The following is a 16,432-nucleotide window of genomic DNA, read 5'->3' on the forward strand; positions in this document are numbered from 1 at the left end:
TAGCGACCGCAAAATCTTGGGGCTGCTACGCAGGCCCAGCGGGAGCAAGCTCCCTCGCCACAAAAGCTGTATGCCTGCAATGAAGATCAGCGCAGGATCACCGGCGCGGTATCCCGCGGCAGGTTGTTGCGCTGCACCGGTTCGCCGGCTTGTTCACGGATCGGGCCGCCGAGCTGTTCGCTCAACTGCTGCGCCACGTCTTCCCCCAACGCCTTGGACACTTCACGTACGACCCGTGGGCGATTGAGGCTGATGTGCACGTCCCGGTGGTTCAACAGCTTGGTGTCCTGGCCTTCGCCCATCGCGGTAAAGGCCGAGGTGATTTCAAAGGTCTTGGTATTGATCAGGCTGAAATCCGCCACCAGCGTCAGGGCAAGCACCGCCGAGTAGCTGTCGGCAGTACCCAGCTCGTTGATGTCGCGGGTGAAGTCGATGTCCGACACGGTGCCGAACAGCACGTAGTCGGCGCCCTTGAAATTCCCCGCCTTGATCCGCTTGATCACGTCGTAGACGTCGCCCTTGGACGATGCGGTATACGGCGTGCCCTGCACCAACTGGAACATCCCGCTGCGCAGGATCTCGCCCTTGATATCGCCGGTGAACTTGCGCAGCTCGCCCTGCTCGATGTAGCTGCTGGTGGCCTCCATTTCGTCGTAGCTCGACGATGCGCTGGCGGCGTATCCGTTCGCCTGGAAATTGTTCTGCGCCGAGACCGTGTGGATGTATTCCTCCACACGCTCCTGATAGGCGAGGTCAGTCACCGCTACTCTTGGGGCCGCTTGCGCAGTGAATGCGCAAGCCAGGGCCATCATGCCGATCCATGTGCGCATGGCTTATCGCTCCGTGGTCTTGCGGATTTCTTTTTCGTCCATCCATTCGGCCAGGCCGCTTTCGACGTCGATCAGTTGCAGGCTGAATTTGTAGAAGACGTCCTTGTAGTCTTCGCTGCGCTTGACGATGGAGCTGATGGAACCCTCGATGCGGTATTTGGCCGCGATCATGTTGCCGGTCTTGGCCACGGTGCTCTTTTTGTATAAGCCGCTCTGGTTCTGCAACTTGAGTTGGTCGACCTGGCTGTCCATGGCGTTGTTGTCGCTGGCAAAACGCGCCGCGCCGGTCTTCATCAGCTGGGTCTTGATGCTGGTGGTGATTTCACGGGTATCGATGTACTCGCTGGTCTTGTTCTTCACGTCATAGACCTGAACCACTGGACGACCCTGCAGGACGCCGGATTGGGCGAGGGAGCGGGTCATCGATTCGGCGATCATTTGCAGGTCGGTGGAGCCGAACTCGTTGGTGACGGTTTCCACGGCCTTGGTGTCGCCATAGCTGATGTTCTTGTTGCCCAGTACCGGCGAGTTGTTGGCACAGCCGCTGACCAGCAGGACGGTGAGGGCGAGGGAGGAGATGCGTAGGAACATTGGGTGCTCTCGAAAAAACAAATGAAAGTGGATTCAGCGCCATGCAGATCAGTGACGAACGTTCCCGTGGCGAGGGAGCTTGCTCCCGCTCGGTTGCGCAGCGACCGCAAGATTTTGGGGCCGCTTCGCCCGAGGCGTCGGACCGTCCCAGCGGGAGCAAGCTCCCTCGCCACAGGAATGTGTCTGTCTCACGGGGTATTGATTTCCAAGCGGAAATCCACGGCCTTGGGCGTTGGGGCGATGGCTGGCAGGAAACTGGTCTGTTCGCCGTACATCGTCAGGCTTTTCCAGGTTTCTTCTTCAGCGATCGGAAAACCTTCCGGCCCCAGCCAGGCAAAGCGGTAGTACATCGTCTTGTTGTTGAAGCTGGTATTGCTCAACTGCACGTTGACGGTCATGTAGCCGTTTTCCCGGGCGACGCGCATGGCGCCGACCACGATGTTCTTGGTCTTGCCCATCGCCACGACTTTGCTGGCGGCGCTGCCCGGCTCCGGTGGCGGTGGGGTGGCGCAACCGGCCAGCAAGGCCAGGGCGCCGACGGCGATCAGTTTTAAACGCATGTGAACAAGACTCCGTTCTTAGGGTTGCTTGAGGGCGATGGCGGTGGGATTGGCGCTCGGGATGACCTGGGCCGCCAGGCCGCCAGCGAAAACCTGGTTGCCCACCGCCCGCAGGGTGATGACCTGGTAACGCTGATCAACCTTGACCTTCACCACCGAGCCGCCTACTGCGCTTGGCAAGGTGACCTGGTGCTCACCCTTCTTCAGGCGCAGCCGCACCACTTGGGTGTAGTCCGGCAGGGTGCGCCAGGTCCGGGTGTCGGCACCTTCGAGCACGGCCGAGGTAATGCCCACGGCCAGGCCAGCCAAGGGGTTGGTTTCGTTGATCTGTTTCTGCGCCACGCCACGGGTCACCGCCCGAACGGTTGTGCGCAGGATGATCCCTGGCATGTCATCACGCAGGGCGCGACGGGACATGGCAGTGGTGCTGTTGAGTTGGGTCAGGTCCAGTTGACGGCCGTCGACGCCGATCTGGGCGAAAGTCGCGGTGGAGGTGTCCGGCTTGATCAGCGGGAACGACAGCGGCGTGATCACCACGTTGCCACTGATGGGCAAGGGCAGCGGGATGCGGATCGAATCCCGGGAGGGTGCCAGGCCGCTCTGTACCACGATCAGGATATCGCTGTCGTCGCCCTTGGCGGCAGGCTTGTCCAGATTGAGCAGGGCCTGCTCCAGCAGCGGGGTGTTGGGGCGCAGCTCGGCGGCTTTGCGATAACCCGGCGCAGCCAGGTCTTTTTCGCCCAAGGCTTCATAGACGAAACCTGCCAGGTAGTGGCTGAACGCGCTCTGGTAGCTGTTTTTCAGGCTGACCACTTCCGGTGCGTCCAGGCTGGCGACCGGATAGCCCTTGAGATCCTTGTATTCGGTCTTGACCCCTTGCTTCTCGGCGTCTTCCTCGCGCTTGAGGTATTCCTTGTCGCGCAGGTCGGCAATCACCGCTTCACGCTCGTGGGTCTTCTTGATTTGCATCCGCGCGCCATCGAAGTCATTCACGGCCAGCAGGTTCAGGGCCATCTGCGTGGTGAGCATGACCTTCTCATAGTCATAGCCCTCGTAACGCCGGACCTTGTCGTTGACCAGGAAGCTGCCGAATTGCGCGAGGTACTTGGCGGTGTCGAGCTTGACCGCGTCTTCCCATTGTCCGACCTGTTGGTCGGCGCTGGTCCAGGCCGTCTGGCTGCCGGACAGATCACCCTTGGCCCGCAGCAGCTCACCCTTTTCGAAGAAATAGAGCAGGTCTTTGTCCTGGCTGGTGTTGTTCTTTTCCAACAGGGTCAATGCGGCGTCGACGTTGCCGGAGGCCAATTGCTGATTGGTCTGGGCCAACTCACTGTCGTAGTTGCGGAAGGCCGAACAGCCGGACAGCAAGGTGATCGCACCAAGGGCGACCGAAAAAACGGCACGGGATGCCATGAACATTTCTTCCCTGAATAGCAGCCTGGGTGTGCGGGTCGGGCTGAGGCGATCCACGGACAGGCCCGGGGGCGCCGTCGGTTCCTCGGGGCGAGGAGCGCTTATGCCGTCTGTTGATAAGAAGGCGGCGCATTATAAACAGCGCTTCGGTCGGAGTAGTGGCTTTTTAATTCCTAAATGATGTTTTTGTGATGTCACCTCCAAAGCGTGAATATCTGATGAAAAAGCAGCGCTTGAAGATATCGGCACTTGAGCGAAGCGCATTGGAAGTGAACAATGTGTTACTTCTTATTTCCAATCGAGAGTCATTCATGACTGCCCCGTTTCGTTTCCTGGCCTGGCTAACGCTGCCGTTGTTGGCGCTGTGCAGCGCCGACTTGCTGGCCGACACCGTCGAAGGCGCTCCCAAGGCGCTGCATCTTCTGGATTACATCGGGGCGGATTACCCGGCGACTGTCGAGGCGGGGAAAGTCATCGACGATCCCGAATACCGCGAGCAACTGGAGTTCACCGGAGTATTGGAAGGCTTGATCGCCGAATTGCCTGCCAAGCCGGAAAAAGCTGAGTTGGCTCAAGGCATTGATGCCTTGCGCAAGGCGATCACCGACCGCCAGGAGGGCGGCGACGTGGCTCGCATGGCGCGGCAATTGGGCGCAAGGCTCGCGGTCGCGTACGAAGTCAGCCAGGCGCCGATCATTACCCCAGACCCGACACGCGGCGCGCCGTTGTATGCGCAGAATTGCTCGGTTTGTCATGGGGACAGCGGCGCCGGTGATGGTCCGGCCGGCGTCGGCCTGGAGCCGCCACCCGCGAACCTGCGTGACGGCCAGCGTCTTGATCGGCTGAGTCTCTATGCCATCTACAACACCCTGGGCATGGGTATCGAGGGCACGGACATGCCAGCGTTCGCTGATCAACTCGATGATCGGCAACGCTGGGACCTGGCGACCTACATCGCCAGCTTCAGCGCTGACCCGGCCGCGGCCAAAAGCGACGTGACGTACAACCTCGCCGATCTCGCCCGGCAGACCCCGGCTGAAGTCCTGGCTGCCCAGGGCCCTGCCGCGGCTGCGACGTTCCGTGCCCAACGCGCCCAACCGCCACAGGTACAGCGTGGGCCGGGGCAGTTGCTGGACTACACCGCCGCCACATTGGATAAAAGCATCGCGGCGTATCGTGCTGGCGACCATGACCAAGCCTATGACTTGTCGGTAGCGGCCTATCTGGAAGGTTTTGAGCTAGTGGAGAGCTCGCTCGATAACGTCGACCCCACTGTGCGCAAGGACACCGAGAAGGCCCTGATGGCTTTCCGTCAGTCGTTGCAGGACGGCTTGCCGGTGGCGCAGGCCGAACAACGCCTGGACGCGGCCAAGGCGAAATTGAAGGAGTCCGCCGGCCTGTTGGGTGGCGATGGCTTGAGCTGGTCGCTGAGCTATATCTCCGGCTTGCTGATTCTGCTGCGCGAAGGACTGGAAGCGATTCTGGTCCTGGCGGCGATCCTGGCGTTCTTGCGCAATACCGGCCAGCAATCGGCGGTTCGCAGTGTCAACATCGGTTGGGGATTGGCTTTGCTCGCCGGCTTGGCGACGTGGGGAGTGGCCGCGTATGTGATTGATGTCAGCGGCGCGCAGCGGGAATTGCTCGAAGGCGCGACGGCGCTGTTTGCCAGCGTGATGGTGCTGTGGCTGGGTGTGTGGATGCACGACCGACGTCACGCAGCGGCCTGGCAGGATTACATCAAGAGCAGCCTGGTGGGCGGTGGCGGCCGTTTCGGTTTTGCGATCCTGGCGTTTTTCTCGGTCTACCGTGAACTGTTCGAAGTGATCCTGTTCTACGAGACCCTGTGGCTGCAGGCCGGTCCCGCCGGGCACAACGCGGTGCTGGCCGGCGGCGCGTCGGCGCTGGTGTTGCTGGTGGGGTTGGCTTGGGTGATCTTGCGCGGCTCGGCGAAACTGCCGCTGGCGCTGTTCTTCAGCATCAACGCCGCGTTGCTGTGTGCGCTGTCGGTGGTGTTTGCCGGCCATGGTGTGAAGGCATTGCAGGAAGCCGGCATCTTCGGCACGCGCCCCGTGGCATTTTTCGACTTCGATTGGCTGGGCATTCACGCCGACGCATATTCGCTGGCGGCCCAGGCGGTGGCGATCACTGCGATCGTTGTGCTGTACGGGCGCAGCTGGATGGTAGAGAAACGTCGGGTCCAGGTTTCCTGAAGCCCTTTCGCGAGCAGGCTCGCTCCCACAGGAGGTAGGCTGTCCATGTGGGAGCGAGCCTGCTCGCGAAGCTTTCAAAGAGGAACAACCCTGATGCGCGTATGGATCGATGCAGACGCCTGCCCCAAGGCGGCGAAGGAATTGGTGGTCAAGTTCGCCTTGAAGCGCCAGTTCGAAGTGGTGCTGGTGGCCGGGCAACCGCAGATCAAGCCGGGCCTGGCCCTGGTAAAGCTGATCGTGGTGCCGAGCGGTCCTGATGCGGCGGATGATTACCTGGTGGAGCATGCCGTGCCCGGTGAGTTGGTCATCTGCAGCGACGTACCACTGGCCGATCGCCTGGTGAAGAAGGGCGTCTCCGCCCTTGACCCCAGGGGCAAGGAGTTCGACGCGCAAAACATGGGCGATCGACTGGCGGTGCGCAACCTGTTCGCCGATCTGCGTGAGCAGGGACAAGTCGGCGGCGGGCCGGCGGCGTACAGCGAGCGGGACAAGCAAGGATTTGCCAATGCGCTGGATCGGATCTTGACGCGGTTGACTCGTTTGTCCTGAATCATGCAAACCCTGTGGGAGCGAGCTTGCTCGCGATTGCGGTGTATCAGCCAATACCTAGACAACTGAACCGACGCTATCGCGAGCAAGCTCGCTCCCACAGGAAAGGGGGTAGCTGGGGTCAGGCGTCGTTCTCGTGCGTCAACTCCAACACCCGGTCCACCAGCTTGTTGATGCCTGACGCCGCCTCGCTGATGTTCTGCGCCAGCATATAGGCGGGTGTACTCACCAACTTGCGGGCGGTGTCTTCGACGATGTCAGTGACCAGGCATTCTTCATGGGTACCGCCCATCTTGGTCACGGCAGCGGCTGTGTCGGCATCTGTGCCGATGGTGCAGTTCACTCCCGGGCCGTAGATTTTCGCCGCCAGGGCGGGGGAGATGCACATCAGTCCCACCGGTTTCCCGGCTTCGGCAAAGGCTTCGGTCAACGCTAAAACTTCCGGCTGGACGCTGCAGCCGGCACCCTCGATAGCGAAGTTGGATAGGTTTTTCGCCGAGCCAAAACCGCCGGGTACGATGAGCGCGTCGAAATCTTCTGCCCTGGCTTCGCGCAGGTCTTTCACGTTGCCCCGGGCGATGCGCGCCGATTCCACCAGCACGTTGCGGCTCTCGGGCATTTCTTCGCCGGTCAGGTGGTTGATGACATGCAGCTGGGCAATGTTCGGCGCAAAGCATTGAACCTGCGCGCCGCGCTGGTCGAGACGCAACAGGGTGATCACGCTTTCGTGGATCTCTGCGCCGTCATATACGCCACAGCCGGAAAGGATCACTGCAACTTTTTTGCTCATGGGCTTTTCTCCAGATTCATGGCGTTAAATGTCTACTAATTTGTCACTCGTTGCCATAGGGGGATCTGGCGGCTACACCTAATCTGCCGACTTCTCCCCGCTTTGCCTGTCCGGGTCGCGTCATGAATTTCATCCTGTATGCCGTGCCGTTTTTCTTCGTGCTGATTGCCGTCGAGTTGCTCGCCGATCACTGGCGTGGCGTGAGCCACTATCGCTTGGCGGATGCGATCAACAGCTTGAGTACCGGGGTACTGTCGACTACCACGGGGCTGCTGACCAAAGGTGTTGGACTGGTGACCTACGACTTTGCGTTGGAACACTTGGCAATTATCGAGCTGCCTGCCGATAAAGCCTGGACCTGGGTGTTCGCCTTCGTGGCATACGACTTCTGTTATTACTGGCTGCACCGCATGGGGCACGAGCGCAACATTCTCTGGGCGGCTCATTCGGTGCACCATCAGAGCGAGGACTACAACCTCTCCACCGCGCTGCGCCAGACCAGCACCGGCTTCTTGCTGAGCTGGATTTTCTATCTGCCGCTGGCGGTTCTGGGCGTGCCGCTGGTGGTGTTCATCAGCGTCGCGGCGCTGAATCTGCTTTACCAGTTTTGGGTCCACACCCAGCACATCCCCAAGCTCGGCTGGCTGGAGTGGTGTTTCGTCACGCCATCCAATCATCGTGCCCACCATGCGCAAAACCCTCTCTACATGGATCGCAACTACGGCGGGGTGTTCATTATTTGGGACCGTCTGTTTGGCACCTTTCAAGAAGAGGATGAGCGAGAACCGGTGATTTTTGGCGTGACCACGCCGTTGGCGAGCTGGAATCCGTTGTGGGCGAACCTGCAGTTTTATGTGCAATTGTGGGCCGATGCGCGGCGGGCCGGGCGCTGGCGGGACAAGCTGCGGATCTGGTTCATGCCCACCGGTTGGCGTCCGGCGGACGTCGCGGCCAGGTACCCGCTGAACAAACCGGACCTGCGCCAGTTCCGCAAATTCGAGGTGCTGCTGGGACCCCGCCAGCAAGGATATGTGGCGCTGCAATTTTGCGTCTACATTGCCTTGGGCAGCTATTTGATGAATTTTGAAGACAGCCTGCCGGTCGTTGCCCTGATGCTGGGTTGGGGCGCGGTGGCGCTCGGTCTGTTCGTGTTGGGCGGGGCCCTGGAGAATCGCCCTTGGGCGCTGAAGCTGGAATTGCTGCGGCTGGCTTCGAGCCTGTCGCTGGTCTGGCTGGCGCCGATGACTGGGCTATGGCCGGCCAGTCCGGTGGCCTGGGCAGGGCTGTTTTGTTATTGCCTGCTCAGCGGTATCGGGCTGTATTGCTGCCGCAGCCGGTTTACTCGTTGGGCGTCGTAGGTGCGCCGGACCTGGCCTGCTCCTGACGCTCGGCTTCGAGGACTTTCCTGGCCAGCCGCGCATTCTTGATGCGTCGACGCAGCCACAAGCCCAAGCCCAGCAACAACAGGGCGCCGAGTACCCACAGCTCGTATTTCTTGATGCTGCCCAGCATGCCTTCGAGCACCGCGCCGAAGTGGTACGCGGCGGCGGCCAGCGCCGTGGCCCAGATTGCCGCGCCAATGCCGTTGAGCAGCAGGTAACGGCCCGGAGGATAGCCCGACAGCCCGATGGCCACCGGCATCACTGTGCGCAGGCCGTAGACGAAACGAAAGCTCAAGACCCAGATGTCCGGATGCTTGCGGATATGTTCCAGCGCCCGATCGCCCATCAATTGCCAGCGCGGCTTGCGCGCCAACAGCTTGCGTCCGTGCTTGCGTCCCAGGAAATACCACAGCTGATCGCCCGCGTAGCTGCCGCAAAACGCCACGACCACCACCAGGTTGATGTCCATGTAACCACGGAACGCCAGGAAACCTGCGAGCACGAGGATGGTTTCGCCTTCGAAGAACGTCCCGATAAAGAGGGCAAAGTAGCCGAAGTCATGCAGAAATTGTTGGAGCATCGTCTGGGTGCTGGCGAAATGAACGCGCAGCCTAACCCTTCAGACACATTCAGGAAAGTATCGAAATGTGTCTCGACGTTAACATTTCCTACAGAAGACAATGACTGCGACTACCGGTCACGCCTACGCACAACTGTCATACGTTCGTCATAATGGCCGCTTATAACTGTCACGCTCGCCCGTCTGCGGGCTCAGGAGTCTGCCGTGAGCTTTACCCCTGCCAATCGTCTGTTTCCCGCCACCCGTCTGCGTCGCAACCGTCGCGATGAATTCTCTCGTCGGCTGGTGCGTGAAAACGTCCTGACGACCAACGACCTGATCCTGCCGGTGTTCGTGCTGGACGGGGAAAATCGTCGTGAAGCGGTGGCTTCGATGCCTGGCGTGGAACGCTTGACCATCGACCTGCTGCTCGAAGCGGCGGCCGAGTGGGTCGAGCTGGGAATTCCGGCGTTGGCGCTGTTTCCGGTCACACCCGCTGAACTCAAGTCCCTGGACGCCGCCGAAGCCTGGAATCCGGAGGGCATCGCCCAACGTGCGACCCGTGCCCTGCGCGAGCGTTTCCCTGAGCTGGGCGTCATCACCGACGTGGCGCTGGACCCGTTCACGACCCACGGCCAGGACGGCATTCTTGATGAAGATGGCTACGTGCAGAACGACATCACCGTCGATGCGCTGGTCAGGCAAGCGCTGTCCCACGCCGAGGCCGGTGCCCAGGTGGTGGCGCCGTCCGACATGATGGACGGCCGCATCCAGGCTATCCGCGAGGCCTTGGAAGTGGCCGGGCATGTCAATGTGCGCATCATGGCCTACTCGGCCAAGTACGCCAGTGCCTATTACGGCCCATTTCGCGACGCGGTCGGCTCGGCCCTGAACCTGGGCAAGGCCAACAAGGCTTCCTATCAGATGGACCCGGCCAACAGCCATGAAGCCCTGCACGAAGTGGCTGCTGACTTGTCAGAAGGGGCAGACATGGTCATGGTCAAGCCGGGGATGCCTTATCTGGACATTCTTTATCGGGTCAAGGATGAGTTCAAAGTGCCGACCTTTGTGTATCAGGTCAGCGGCGAGTACGCGATGCACATGGCCGCCATACAGAACGGCTGGTTGAACGAAGGGGTGATTCTCGAGTCCCTGACCGCTTTCAAACGCGCGGGCGCTGATGGCATCCTGACTTACTTTGCCGTGCGCGCCGCCCAATTGCTTCGAGAGCAGAAATAGCCTCCCAGGAACTTGCGATGAATACCGAAGGACTCACAGAAGTTGCCGTAAAAGACGCTCAGCCCGTGGTCGAGCAGGTCGCCGAAACGCCGCCAGAGCTGGAGCCGGCTCCACCGGCCGTGCCTGAGGCGGCCCCAGCGCCAGCGATTGCGATCCCGAACCTGGATGACAGCAGCCTGTACATCCACCGCGAGCTGTCGCAACTGCAATTCAACATCCGCGTGCTGGAGCAGGCGCTGGACGAGTCCTATCCGTTGCTGGAGCGGCTGAAATTCCTGCTGATTTTCTCCAGCAACCTGGACGAGTTCTTCGAAATTCGCGTCGCCGGCCTGAAAAAGCAGATCACCTTCGCCCGCGAGCAGGCCGGTGCCGACGGCTTGCAACCGCACCAGGCGCTGGCGCGCATCAGCGAGCTGGTCCACGGCCATGTGGATCGCCAATACGCGATTCTCAACGATATCCTGTTGCCGGAGCTGGAAAAGCACCAGGTCCGCTTTATCCGTCGCCGCTACTGGACCACCAAGCTCAAGACCTGGGTGCGCCGCTATTTCCGCGACGAGATCGCGCCGATCATCACCCCGATCGGCCTCGACCCGACGCACCCGTTCCCGCTGCTGGTGAACAAGAGCCTGAACTTCATCGTCGAACTGGAAGGCATCGACGCCTTCGGTCGCGATTCCGGCCTGGCGATCATTCCGGCGCCACGCCTGTTGCCGCGAATCATCCGCGTGCCGGAAGACGTCGGCGGTCCGGGCGACAACTATGTGTTCCTGTCGTCGATGATCCACGCCCACGCCGATGACCTGTTCCAGGGCATGAAAGTGAAGGGCTGCTACCAGTTCCGCCTGACGCGTAACGCCGACCTTTCGGTGGACACCGAGGACGTCGAAGACCTGGCCCGCGCCTTGCGCGGCGAATTGTTCTCTCGTCGTTATGGCGATGCGGTGCGCCTGGAAGTGGCCGACACCTGCCCGAAACACCTATCTGACTACCTGCTCAAGCAATTCAACCTGCACGAGACCGAGTTGTACCAGGTCAATGGCCCGGTGAACCTGACGCGTCTGTTCAGCATCACTGGCCTGGACAGCCATCCGGAACTGCAATACACGCCGTTCACCCCGCAGATCCCGAAATTGCTGCAGAACAGCGAGAACATTTTCAGCGTGGTCAGCAAGCAGGACATCTTGCTGCTGCACCCCTTCGAGTCGTTTACGCCTGTAGTCGACTTGCTGCGCCAGGCCGCCAAGGACCCCCATGTATTGGCGGTGCGCCAGACCCTTTACCGCAGCGGCGCCAACTCGGAAATCGTCGATGCGCTGGTGGACGCGGCGCGCAACGGCAAGGAAGTCACGGCGGTGATCGAGCTGCGGGCGCGCTTCGATGAGGAATCCAACCTGCAACTGGCCAGCCGCCTGCAAGCGGCCGGCGCGGTGGTGATCTACGGCGTGGTCGGCTTCAAGACCCACGCCAAGATGATGCTGATCCTGCGCCGTGAGGCCGGTGAGATCGTGCGTTACGCCCACTTGGGCACCGGCAACTATCACGCTGCCAACGCCCGTCTCTACACCGACTACAGCCTGCTCACTTCAGACGACGCCCTGTGTGAAGACGTCGGCAAGCTGTTCAGCCAGTTGATCGGCATGGGCAAGACGTTGCGCATGAAAAAGCTGCTGCATGCGCCGTTCACCCTGAAAAAGGGCATGCTCGACATGATCACCCGGGAAACGCAATTCGCCTTGGACGGCAAGCCTGCGCACATCATCGCCAAGTTCAACTCGCTGACCGATCCGAAGATCATCCGGGCGTTGTACAAGGCCAGCCAGTCAGGCGTGCGCATCGACCTGGTGGTGCGCGGCATGTGCTGCCTGCGGCCGGGCATCCCAGGGGTGTCCCACAACATCCATGTTCGCTCGATCATCGGGCGGTTTCTCGAGCACACGCGGGTGTTCTACTTCCTCAACGGCGGCGAGGAGCAGATGTTCCTGTCCAGTGCCGACTGGATGGAGCGCAACCTCGACAAGCGCGTCGAGACCTGCTTCCCGGTGGAAGGCAAGAAGCTGATCTTGCGGGTCAAGAAGGAGTTGGAGAGCTACCTCACCGACAACACCCACAGTTGGAGTTTGCAGTCGGATGGCCGCTACATCCGCAACACGCCGACCGGCAACCAGAACCCGCGCAGCGCCCAGGCGACCTTGCTGGAGCGCTTGAGCAGCCCGGTGCTGGCGGTGCGATAAACCTTCGGAGCTTCGGAGACGAGTTTGGCTTTTGTGGCGAGGGAGCTTGCTGTGGCGAGGGGATTTATCCCCGCTGGGCTGCGCAGCAGCCCTTGGAAAAATTGGACCCAATGAAGCTGACGCACCGCGGTGTCAGGCTTTGGGGCTGCTGCGCAGCCCAACGGGGATAAATCCCCTCGCCACAAGAGATCTGTGTTGTTGCTGGACTCAGTGAATGTTCAGCACAATCCCCACCCGAGTCAGCCATTCCGCTTCCTGGGCAAAGTCGGCCTGGGTCAGTTGGTTCTCTTCCAACCAACCGTCAGGGAACACCACATCCAATTGAGCGCCGTCGGCATGCAGGGCCACCTGGGGCATTTCCTGGGTGCCGCGGATGTGGTGGAACAGGATCGCAAAGCGCAGCAGCACGCACAGGCGAATCAGCTTGATGCCGTCGTCGCCGAACTCGGCGAATTTATCCTTGGGAATATTGCGTCGATGGCCGCGCACCAATAGCGCGAGCATTTGCTGGTCTTCCCGAGAGAAACCCGCCAGGTCCGAGTGCTCGATCAGGTAGGCGCCGTGCTTGTGATAGTGATAGTGAGCGATGTCCAGGCCCACCTCATGCACCTTGGCGGCCCAGCCCAGCAGTTCACGCCAGACCCCGTCGTTCAGGTCCCAATCGTCGGCTACCTGGTCGAAGGCATGCAGCGCCTTGCGCTCGACCCGTACGGCTTGTTCCTGGTCGACGTGATAACGCTCCATGAGCGAGCCCAGGGTGCGCTCGCGGACGTCTTCGTGATGATGACGACCCAGCAGGTCATACAGCACACCTTCGCGCAGGGCGCCTTCGCAGTGATCCATGCGCTGCAGTTCGAGTGCGTCGAAAATCGCCTCGAGGATCGCCAGGCCCGCCGGAAAAATCGCCCGGCGGTCAGGCTTGATGCCGTCGAAATCGATCTTGTCCGATTCACCCAGCTTGAACACCTTGCGCTTGAGCCAGGCCAGGCCTTCGGCGTTGACTTCACCGGTGCCATGGCCGCCAGCCTTGAGTGCCAGGCCAATGGCGCGGATGGTTCCCGAGGAGCCGATGGCTTCGTCCCAGGTCAGGCGATGCAGGGCGTGTTCGATGCTCATGATTTCCAGGCGCGCCGCCGTGTACGCCTGGGCATAGCGGGCCGGGGTGATCTTGCCGTCGCGGAAATAACGTTGGGTGTAGCTCACGCAGCCCATTTGCAGGCTTTCGCGCAGCAGCGGTTCGAAGCGCTGGCCGATGATGAATTCGGTACTGCCGCCACCGATGTCGGCCACCAGGCGTTTGCCGGGGGTGTCGGCCAGGGTGTGGGAAACGCCGAGGTAGATCAGGCGCGCTTCTTCACGGCCGGAGATGACTTCCACCGGATGGCCGAGGATCTCTTCGGCACGGTGGATAAACTCGCCTCGGTTGCGCGCCTCGCGCAGGGCGTTGGTGCCCACTATTCGCACGGCGCCCAAGGGCATGCCGTTGATCAGTTGGGCAAAGCGCTTCAGGCAATCGAGCCCGCGCTGCATCGATTCTTCGCTGAGTTTGCGCTCTTCATCGATGCCGGCGGCCAACTGGACCTTCTCGCCGAGTCGCTCAAGAATGCGGATTTCCCCGTTCTGGGCCTTGGCGACGACCATGTGGAAGCTGTTGGAGCCCAGGTCAATGGCGGCGATCAGGGACAGATTCTTGGCTTGGGATAGCGGCATGGTCAAAGGTCTCGGTCGATAACCTTGCCATCCTGCCACGATCGACCGCTTACGCCAACGCACCTGAACCAAACCCTTGAGCCACGGCAGTCTGGCGGGCGCTTTTGTGGCGAGGGAGCTTGCTCCCGCAGGATCCGTAGGAGCTGACGAGCGAAGCGAGGCTGCGATCTTTTCGCTGCCAATCGAGTCTGGAGTGAAAGACCAAAAGACCAAAAGACCAGAAGATCAATAGATCGCAGGCTTCGCCAGCTCCTACAGAGAGTCGAGCGGGAGCAAGCTCCCTTGCCACAAGAGCGTTCACCGACCGTCAGGCCGGCTCGACCGTCCCGATAAAATTCGCCAGTTCCGCTGTCTGCGGATCAGCGAACAACACCTTGGGATCGCCCACCTCATGCACCTTGCCCTGGTGCATGAATACCAGCTTGTCGCCGACTTCTCGGGCAAAGCGCATTTCATGGGTGACCATGATCAACGTCATGCCTTCCTTGGCCAATTGCCGCACGACGCTGAGTACTTCATTCACCAGTTCGGGATCCAGCGCCGAGGTGATTTCATCGCACAGCAGCACTTTCGGCGACATCGCCAGGGCGCGAGCGATCGCCACCCGTTGCTGCTGGCCACCGGACAAACGGTCCGGAAAGGCGTCGAATTTCTCGCCAAGGCCAACCCGCTCCAGCATCTGTCGCGCCAGGTCGGCCGCCTTGGCCTTGGGCATTTTCTGTACAACTTGCGGCGCGAGCATGACGTTCTCGCCGACGGTCAGGTGTGGAAACAGGTTGAACTGCTGGAACACCATCCCGACTTTCTGGCGCAGGCTGCGCAAATCGGCGCGGGCGGCATCGAGGTATTCGCCGTCGACTTCGATCACGCCATCGTTGATCGATTCCAGCCCGTTGAGGGTGCGCAGCAAGGTGGACTTGCCCGAGCCGCTGCGGCCGATGATCGCCACCACCTGGCCTTCCTCGACGCTCAGGTCGATGCCTTTGAGCACGTGATGATCGCCGTAGTATTTATGCAGGGCGGTAATTCTAAGCAGAGGCATGCAGTCTCCTTTCCAGGTAGCGCGCACTGAGGGACAAGGGGTAGCAGAGCAGGAAATAACCGAGGGCAACCAAGCCATACACCATGAACGGCTCGAACGTGGCGTTGGCGAGCATGCCGCCGGTCTTGGTCAGTTCGGTAAAGCCGATGATCGAAGTGACGGCCGTGCCTTTGACCACTTGCACAGAGAAGCCAACCGTCGGCGCCACGGCAATGCGCAGGGCCTGGGGCAGGATCACGTAGCGCAACTGCTCCAGCGGGTTGAGGGCCAGGCTCGCCGAGGCTTCCCATTGGCCGTTGGCAATCGAATCGACGCAGCCGCGCCAGATCTCTGCCAGATAGGCGCTGGTAAACAGGGTCAGGGCAATCGCCGCTGCCATCCAGGGTGAAATCTCCACCCCGGCCAGGGCCACGCCGAAGAACACCAGGAACAACTGCATCAACAGCGGCGTGCCTTGGAACAGCTCAATATAGGTGCGAGCGATATTGCGGGGCAGGGCGCGTTTGGAAATGCGCAGGACCATCACCAACAAGCCGATCACACCGCCGCCGATAAAAGCCACCAACGACAGCGCCAAGGTCCATTGCAGGCCGGTGAGCAGGTTGCGCACCACATCCCAGAAGGTGAAATCGCTCATTGGCTGCTCCTGGCAATGTAGCGACGCCCGACCCAGTTCAGGAACTGGCGGATCAACAGCGCCATGCATAAGTAAATGAGCGTGGTCAGTGCGTAGGTTTCGAAAGCACGGAAATTGCGCGACTGGATGAAATTGGCGGCGAAGCTCAGCTCCTCCGTGGCGATCTGCGAACAGACCGCCGAACCGAGCATCACGATGATGATCTGGCTGCTCAGCGCCGGCCAGACCTTGCCCAGTGCCGGCAGCAGCACCACGTGGCGGAACGCCTCGAAGCGGCTCATCGCCAACGCCGCGGCCGCTTCCAGTTGCCCCCGCGGGATGGCCTGGATGCCGGCGCGGATGATCTCGGTGGAATACGCACCGAGGTTGATCACCATCGCCAGCACCGCCGCCTGCCATTCGGAAATCTGCAAGCCCAGGGACGGCAGGCCGAAGAAGATGAAAAACAACTGCACCAGGAACGGCGTGTTGCGGATCAACTCCACATACACGCCAAAGATCGCCGCGAACGGACGGATATTCCAGGCCCGCACCACCGCGCCGACGATGCCCAGGCCAACCCCGAGCAACGCGCCAATGGCCGTCAACTCGAGGGTGAACAGCGCGCCGCGCAACAGCAGCTCGGTGTTTTGCACCACCGGCAGGAAATCGAACTGATAAGCCATGCTCAGCCTCTCAAGCGACGG

The 16,432-nt window shown here is 61.0% G+C and carries 15 protein-coding genes; 5 read left to right on the plus strand and 10 right to left on the minus strand.

The annotated features are described in order from the left end of the window. Nucleotides 1-86: 86 nt before the first annotated feature. The 4 genes from FHK92_RS10970 to FHK92_RS10985 all read right to left on the minus strand — a co-directional run bounded on the left by FHK92_RS10970 (nucleotide 87) and on the right by FHK92_RS10985 (nucleotide 3,394). Entirely contained in the window at nucleotides 87-830 is a 744-nt protein-coding gene (locus tag FHK92_RS10970) for a penicillin-binding protein activator LpoB (protein ID WP_181288072.1), read from the minus strand. 3 nt (nucleotides 831-833) lie between these two features. Further along, on the minus strand, nucleotides 834-1,421 hold the full coding sequence (gene lpoB, locus FHK92_RS10975; protein WP_181288073.1) for a penicillin-binding protein activator LpoB: 588 nt from the start codon (nucleotides 1,419-1,421) through the stop codon (nucleotides 834-836). A gap of 188 nt (nucleotides 1,422-1,609) precedes the next feature. Continuing rightward, nucleotides 1,610-1,981: a YcfL family protein gene (locus tag FHK92_RS10980; RefSeq protein WP_181288074.1), complete on the minus strand. Its 372-nt coding sequence runs from the start codon at nucleotides 1,979-1,981 to the stop codon at nucleotides 1,610-1,612. A gap of 18 nt (nucleotides 1,982-1,999) precedes the next feature. Beyond that, the gene (locus FHK92_RS10985; RefSeq protein ID WP_181288075.1) at nucleotides 2,000-3,394 is read right to left on the minus strand and encodes a COG3014 family protein; all 1,395 of its coding nucleotides are present in this window, start codon (nucleotides 3,392-3,394) and stop codon (nucleotides 2,000-2,002) included. Between the two features lie 311 nt (nucleotides 3,395-3,705). Here FHK92_RS10985 and FHK92_RS10990 point away from each other — a divergent pair, with 311 nt between their 5' ends. Together FHK92_RS10990 and FHK92_RS10995 are read left to right on the plus strand one after the other, a co-directional pair. Then, nucleotides 3,706-5,604 (plus strand): FTR1 family protein, encoded by a 1,899-nt coding sequence (locus tag FHK92_RS10990; RefSeq protein WP_181288076.1) that lies wholly within the window; start codon nucleotides 3,706-3,708, stop codon nucleotides 5,602-5,604. A 93-nt stretch (nucleotides 5,605-5,697) separates the two neighbouring features. Next, on the plus strand, nucleotides 5,698-6,153 hold the full coding sequence (locus FHK92_RS10995) for a YaiI/YqxD family protein (protein WP_181288077.1): 456 nt from the start codon (nucleotides 5,698-5,700) through the stop codon (nucleotides 6,151-6,153). A 121-nt stretch (nucleotides 6,154-6,274) separates the two neighbouring features. On the opposite strand, the gene elbB is transcribed toward FHK92_RS10995, so the two are convergent. Then, complete coding sequence (elbB, locus tag FHK92_RS11000; RefSeq protein WP_181288078.1) at nucleotides 6,275-6,943, minus strand: isoprenoid biosynthesis glyoxalase ElbB; 669 nt, start codon at nucleotides 6,941-6,943, stop codon at nucleotides 6,275-6,277. A gap of 122 nt (nucleotides 6,944-7,065) precedes the next feature. Between elbB and FHK92_RS11005 the strand changes: the two genes are divergently transcribed. Continuing rightward, nucleotides 7,066-8,301, plus strand: a complete 1,236-nt coding sequence (locus FHK92_RS11005; RefSeq protein WP_181288079.1) for a sterol desaturase family protein — start codon at nucleotides 7,066-7,068, stop codon at nucleotides 8,299-8,301. Here the strand turns inward: FHK92_RS11005 and FHK92_RS11010 are convergent. After that, entirely contained in the window at nucleotides 8,282-8,905 is a 624-nt protein-coding gene (locus FHK92_RS11010) for a DedA family protein (protein WP_181288080.1), read from the minus strand. The two genes, FHK92_RS11005 and FHK92_RS11010, sit on opposite strands and share 20 nt — an antisense overlap. A gap of 204 nt (nucleotides 8,906-9,109) precedes the next feature. Between FHK92_RS11010 and hemB the strand changes: the two genes are divergently transcribed. Together hemB and ppk1 are read left to right on the plus strand one after the other, a co-directional pair. Next, nucleotides 9,110-10,123, plus strand: a complete 1,014-nt coding sequence (gene hemB / locus FHK92_RS11015) for a porphobilinogen synthase (RefSeq protein WP_181288081.1) — start codon at nucleotides 9,110-9,112, stop codon at nucleotides 10,121-10,123. 17 nt (nucleotides 10,124-10,140) lie between these two features. Beyond that, the gene (ppk1, locus tag FHK92_RS11020; protein WP_181288082.1) at nucleotides 10,141-12,357 is read left to right on the plus strand and encodes a polyphosphate kinase 1; all 2,217 of its coding nucleotides are present in this window, start codon (nucleotides 10,141-10,143) and stop codon (nucleotides 12,355-12,357) included. 207 nt (nucleotides 12,358-12,564) lie between these two features. Here the strand turns inward: ppk1 and ppx are convergent, their stop codons facing one another. The 4 genes from ppx to FHK92_RS11040 all read right to left on the minus strand — a co-directional run bounded on the left by ppx (nucleotide 12,565) and on the right by FHK92_RS11040 (nucleotide 16,411). After that, nucleotides 12,565-14,067: an exopolyphosphatase gene (gene ppx / locus FHK92_RS11025; protein ID WP_181288083.1), complete on the minus strand. Its 1,503-nt coding sequence runs from the start codon at nucleotides 14,065-14,067 to the stop codon at nucleotides 12,565-12,567. A gap of 307 nt (nucleotides 14,068-14,374) precedes the next feature. Continuing rightward, on the minus strand, nucleotides 14,375-15,109 hold the full coding sequence (locus FHK92_RS11030) for an amino acid ABC transporter ATP-binding protein (RefSeq protein ID WP_181288084.1): 735 nt from the start codon (nucleotides 15,107-15,109) through the stop codon (nucleotides 14,375-14,377). Beyond that, nucleotides 15,096-15,746 (minus strand): amino acid ABC transporter permease, encoded by a 651-nt coding sequence (locus FHK92_RS11035; protein WP_181288085.1) that lies wholly within the window; start codon nucleotides 15,744-15,746, stop codon nucleotides 15,096-15,098. The genes FHK92_RS11030 and FHK92_RS11035 overlap by 14 nt, the downstream gene beginning before the upstream one ends. Next, complete coding sequence (locus tag FHK92_RS11040; protein WP_181288088.1) at nucleotides 15,743-16,411, minus strand: amino acid ABC transporter permease; 669 nt, start codon at nucleotides 16,409-16,411, stop codon at nucleotides 15,743-15,745. Before FHK92_RS11040 ends, FHK92_RS11035 begins: the two co-directional genes overlap by 4 nt. Between the last annotated feature and the right edge of the window lie 21 nt (nucleotides 16,412-16,432).

Source organism: Pseudomonas brassicacearum subsp. neoaurantiaca (assembly GCF_013608025.1).
Taxonomy (GTDB): domain Bacteria; phylum Pseudomonadota; class Gammaproteobacteria; order Pseudomonadales; family Pseudomonadaceae; genus Aquipseudomonas.

Bases quoted from the DNA above. Each gene is read 5' to 3' on its own strand.
- FHK92_RS11030 (WP_181288084.1), bottom strand. From the start codon at position 15,109: ATGCCTCTGCTTAGAATTACCGCCCTGCATAAATACTACGGCGATCAT.
- FHK92_RS10970 (WP_181288072.1), bottom strand. From the start codon at position 830: ATGCGCACATGGATCGGCATGATGGCCCTGGCTTGCGCATTCACTGCG.
- ppk1 (WP_181288082.1), top strand. From the start codon at position 10,141: ATGAATACCGAAGGACTCACAGAAGTTGCCGTAAAAGACGCTCAGCCC.
- FHK92_RS11035 (WP_181288085.1), bottom strand. From the start codon at position 15,746: ATGAGCGATTTCACCTTCTGGGATGTGGTGCGCAACCTGCTCACCGGC.
- FHK92_RS11040 (WP_181288088.1), bottom strand. From the start codon at position 16,411: ATGGCTTATCAGTTCGATTTCCTGCCGGTGGTGCAAAACACCGAGCTG.
- FHK92_RS10985 (WP_181288075.1), bottom strand. From the start codon at position 3,394: ATGGCATCCCGTGCCGTTTTTTCGGTCGCCCTTGGTGCGATCACCTTG.
- FHK92_RS11005 (WP_181288079.1), top strand. From the start codon at position 7,066: ATGAATTTCATCCTGTATGCCGTGCCGTTTTTCTTCGTGCTGATTGCC.
- FHK92_RS11010 (WP_181288080.1), bottom strand. From the start codon at position 8,905: ATGCTCCAACAATTTCTGCATGACTTCGGCTACTTTGCCCTCTTTATC.
- FHK92_RS10980 (WP_181288074.1), bottom strand. From the start codon at position 1,981: ATGCGTTTAAAACTGATCGCCGTCGGCGCCCTGGCCTTGCTGGCCGGT.
- elbB (WP_181288078.1), bottom strand. From the start codon at position 6,943: ATGAGCAAAAAAGTTGCAGTGATCCTTTCCGGCTGTGGCGTATATGAC.
- ppx (WP_181288083.1), bottom strand. From the start codon at position 14,067: ATGCCGCTATCCCAAGCCAAGAATCTGTCCCTGATCGCCGCCATTGAC.
- lpoB (WP_181288073.1), bottom strand. From the start codon at position 1,421: ATGTTCCTACGCATCTCCTCCCTCGCCCTCACCGTCCTGCTGGTCAGC.
- FHK92_RS10990 (WP_181288076.1), top strand. From the start codon at position 3,706: ATGACTGCCCCGTTTCGTTTCCTGGCCTGGCTAACGCTGCCGTTGTTG.
- FHK92_RS10995 (WP_181288077.1), top strand. From the start codon at position 5,698: ATGCGCGTATGGATCGATGCAGACGCCTGCCCCAAGGCGGCGAAGGAA.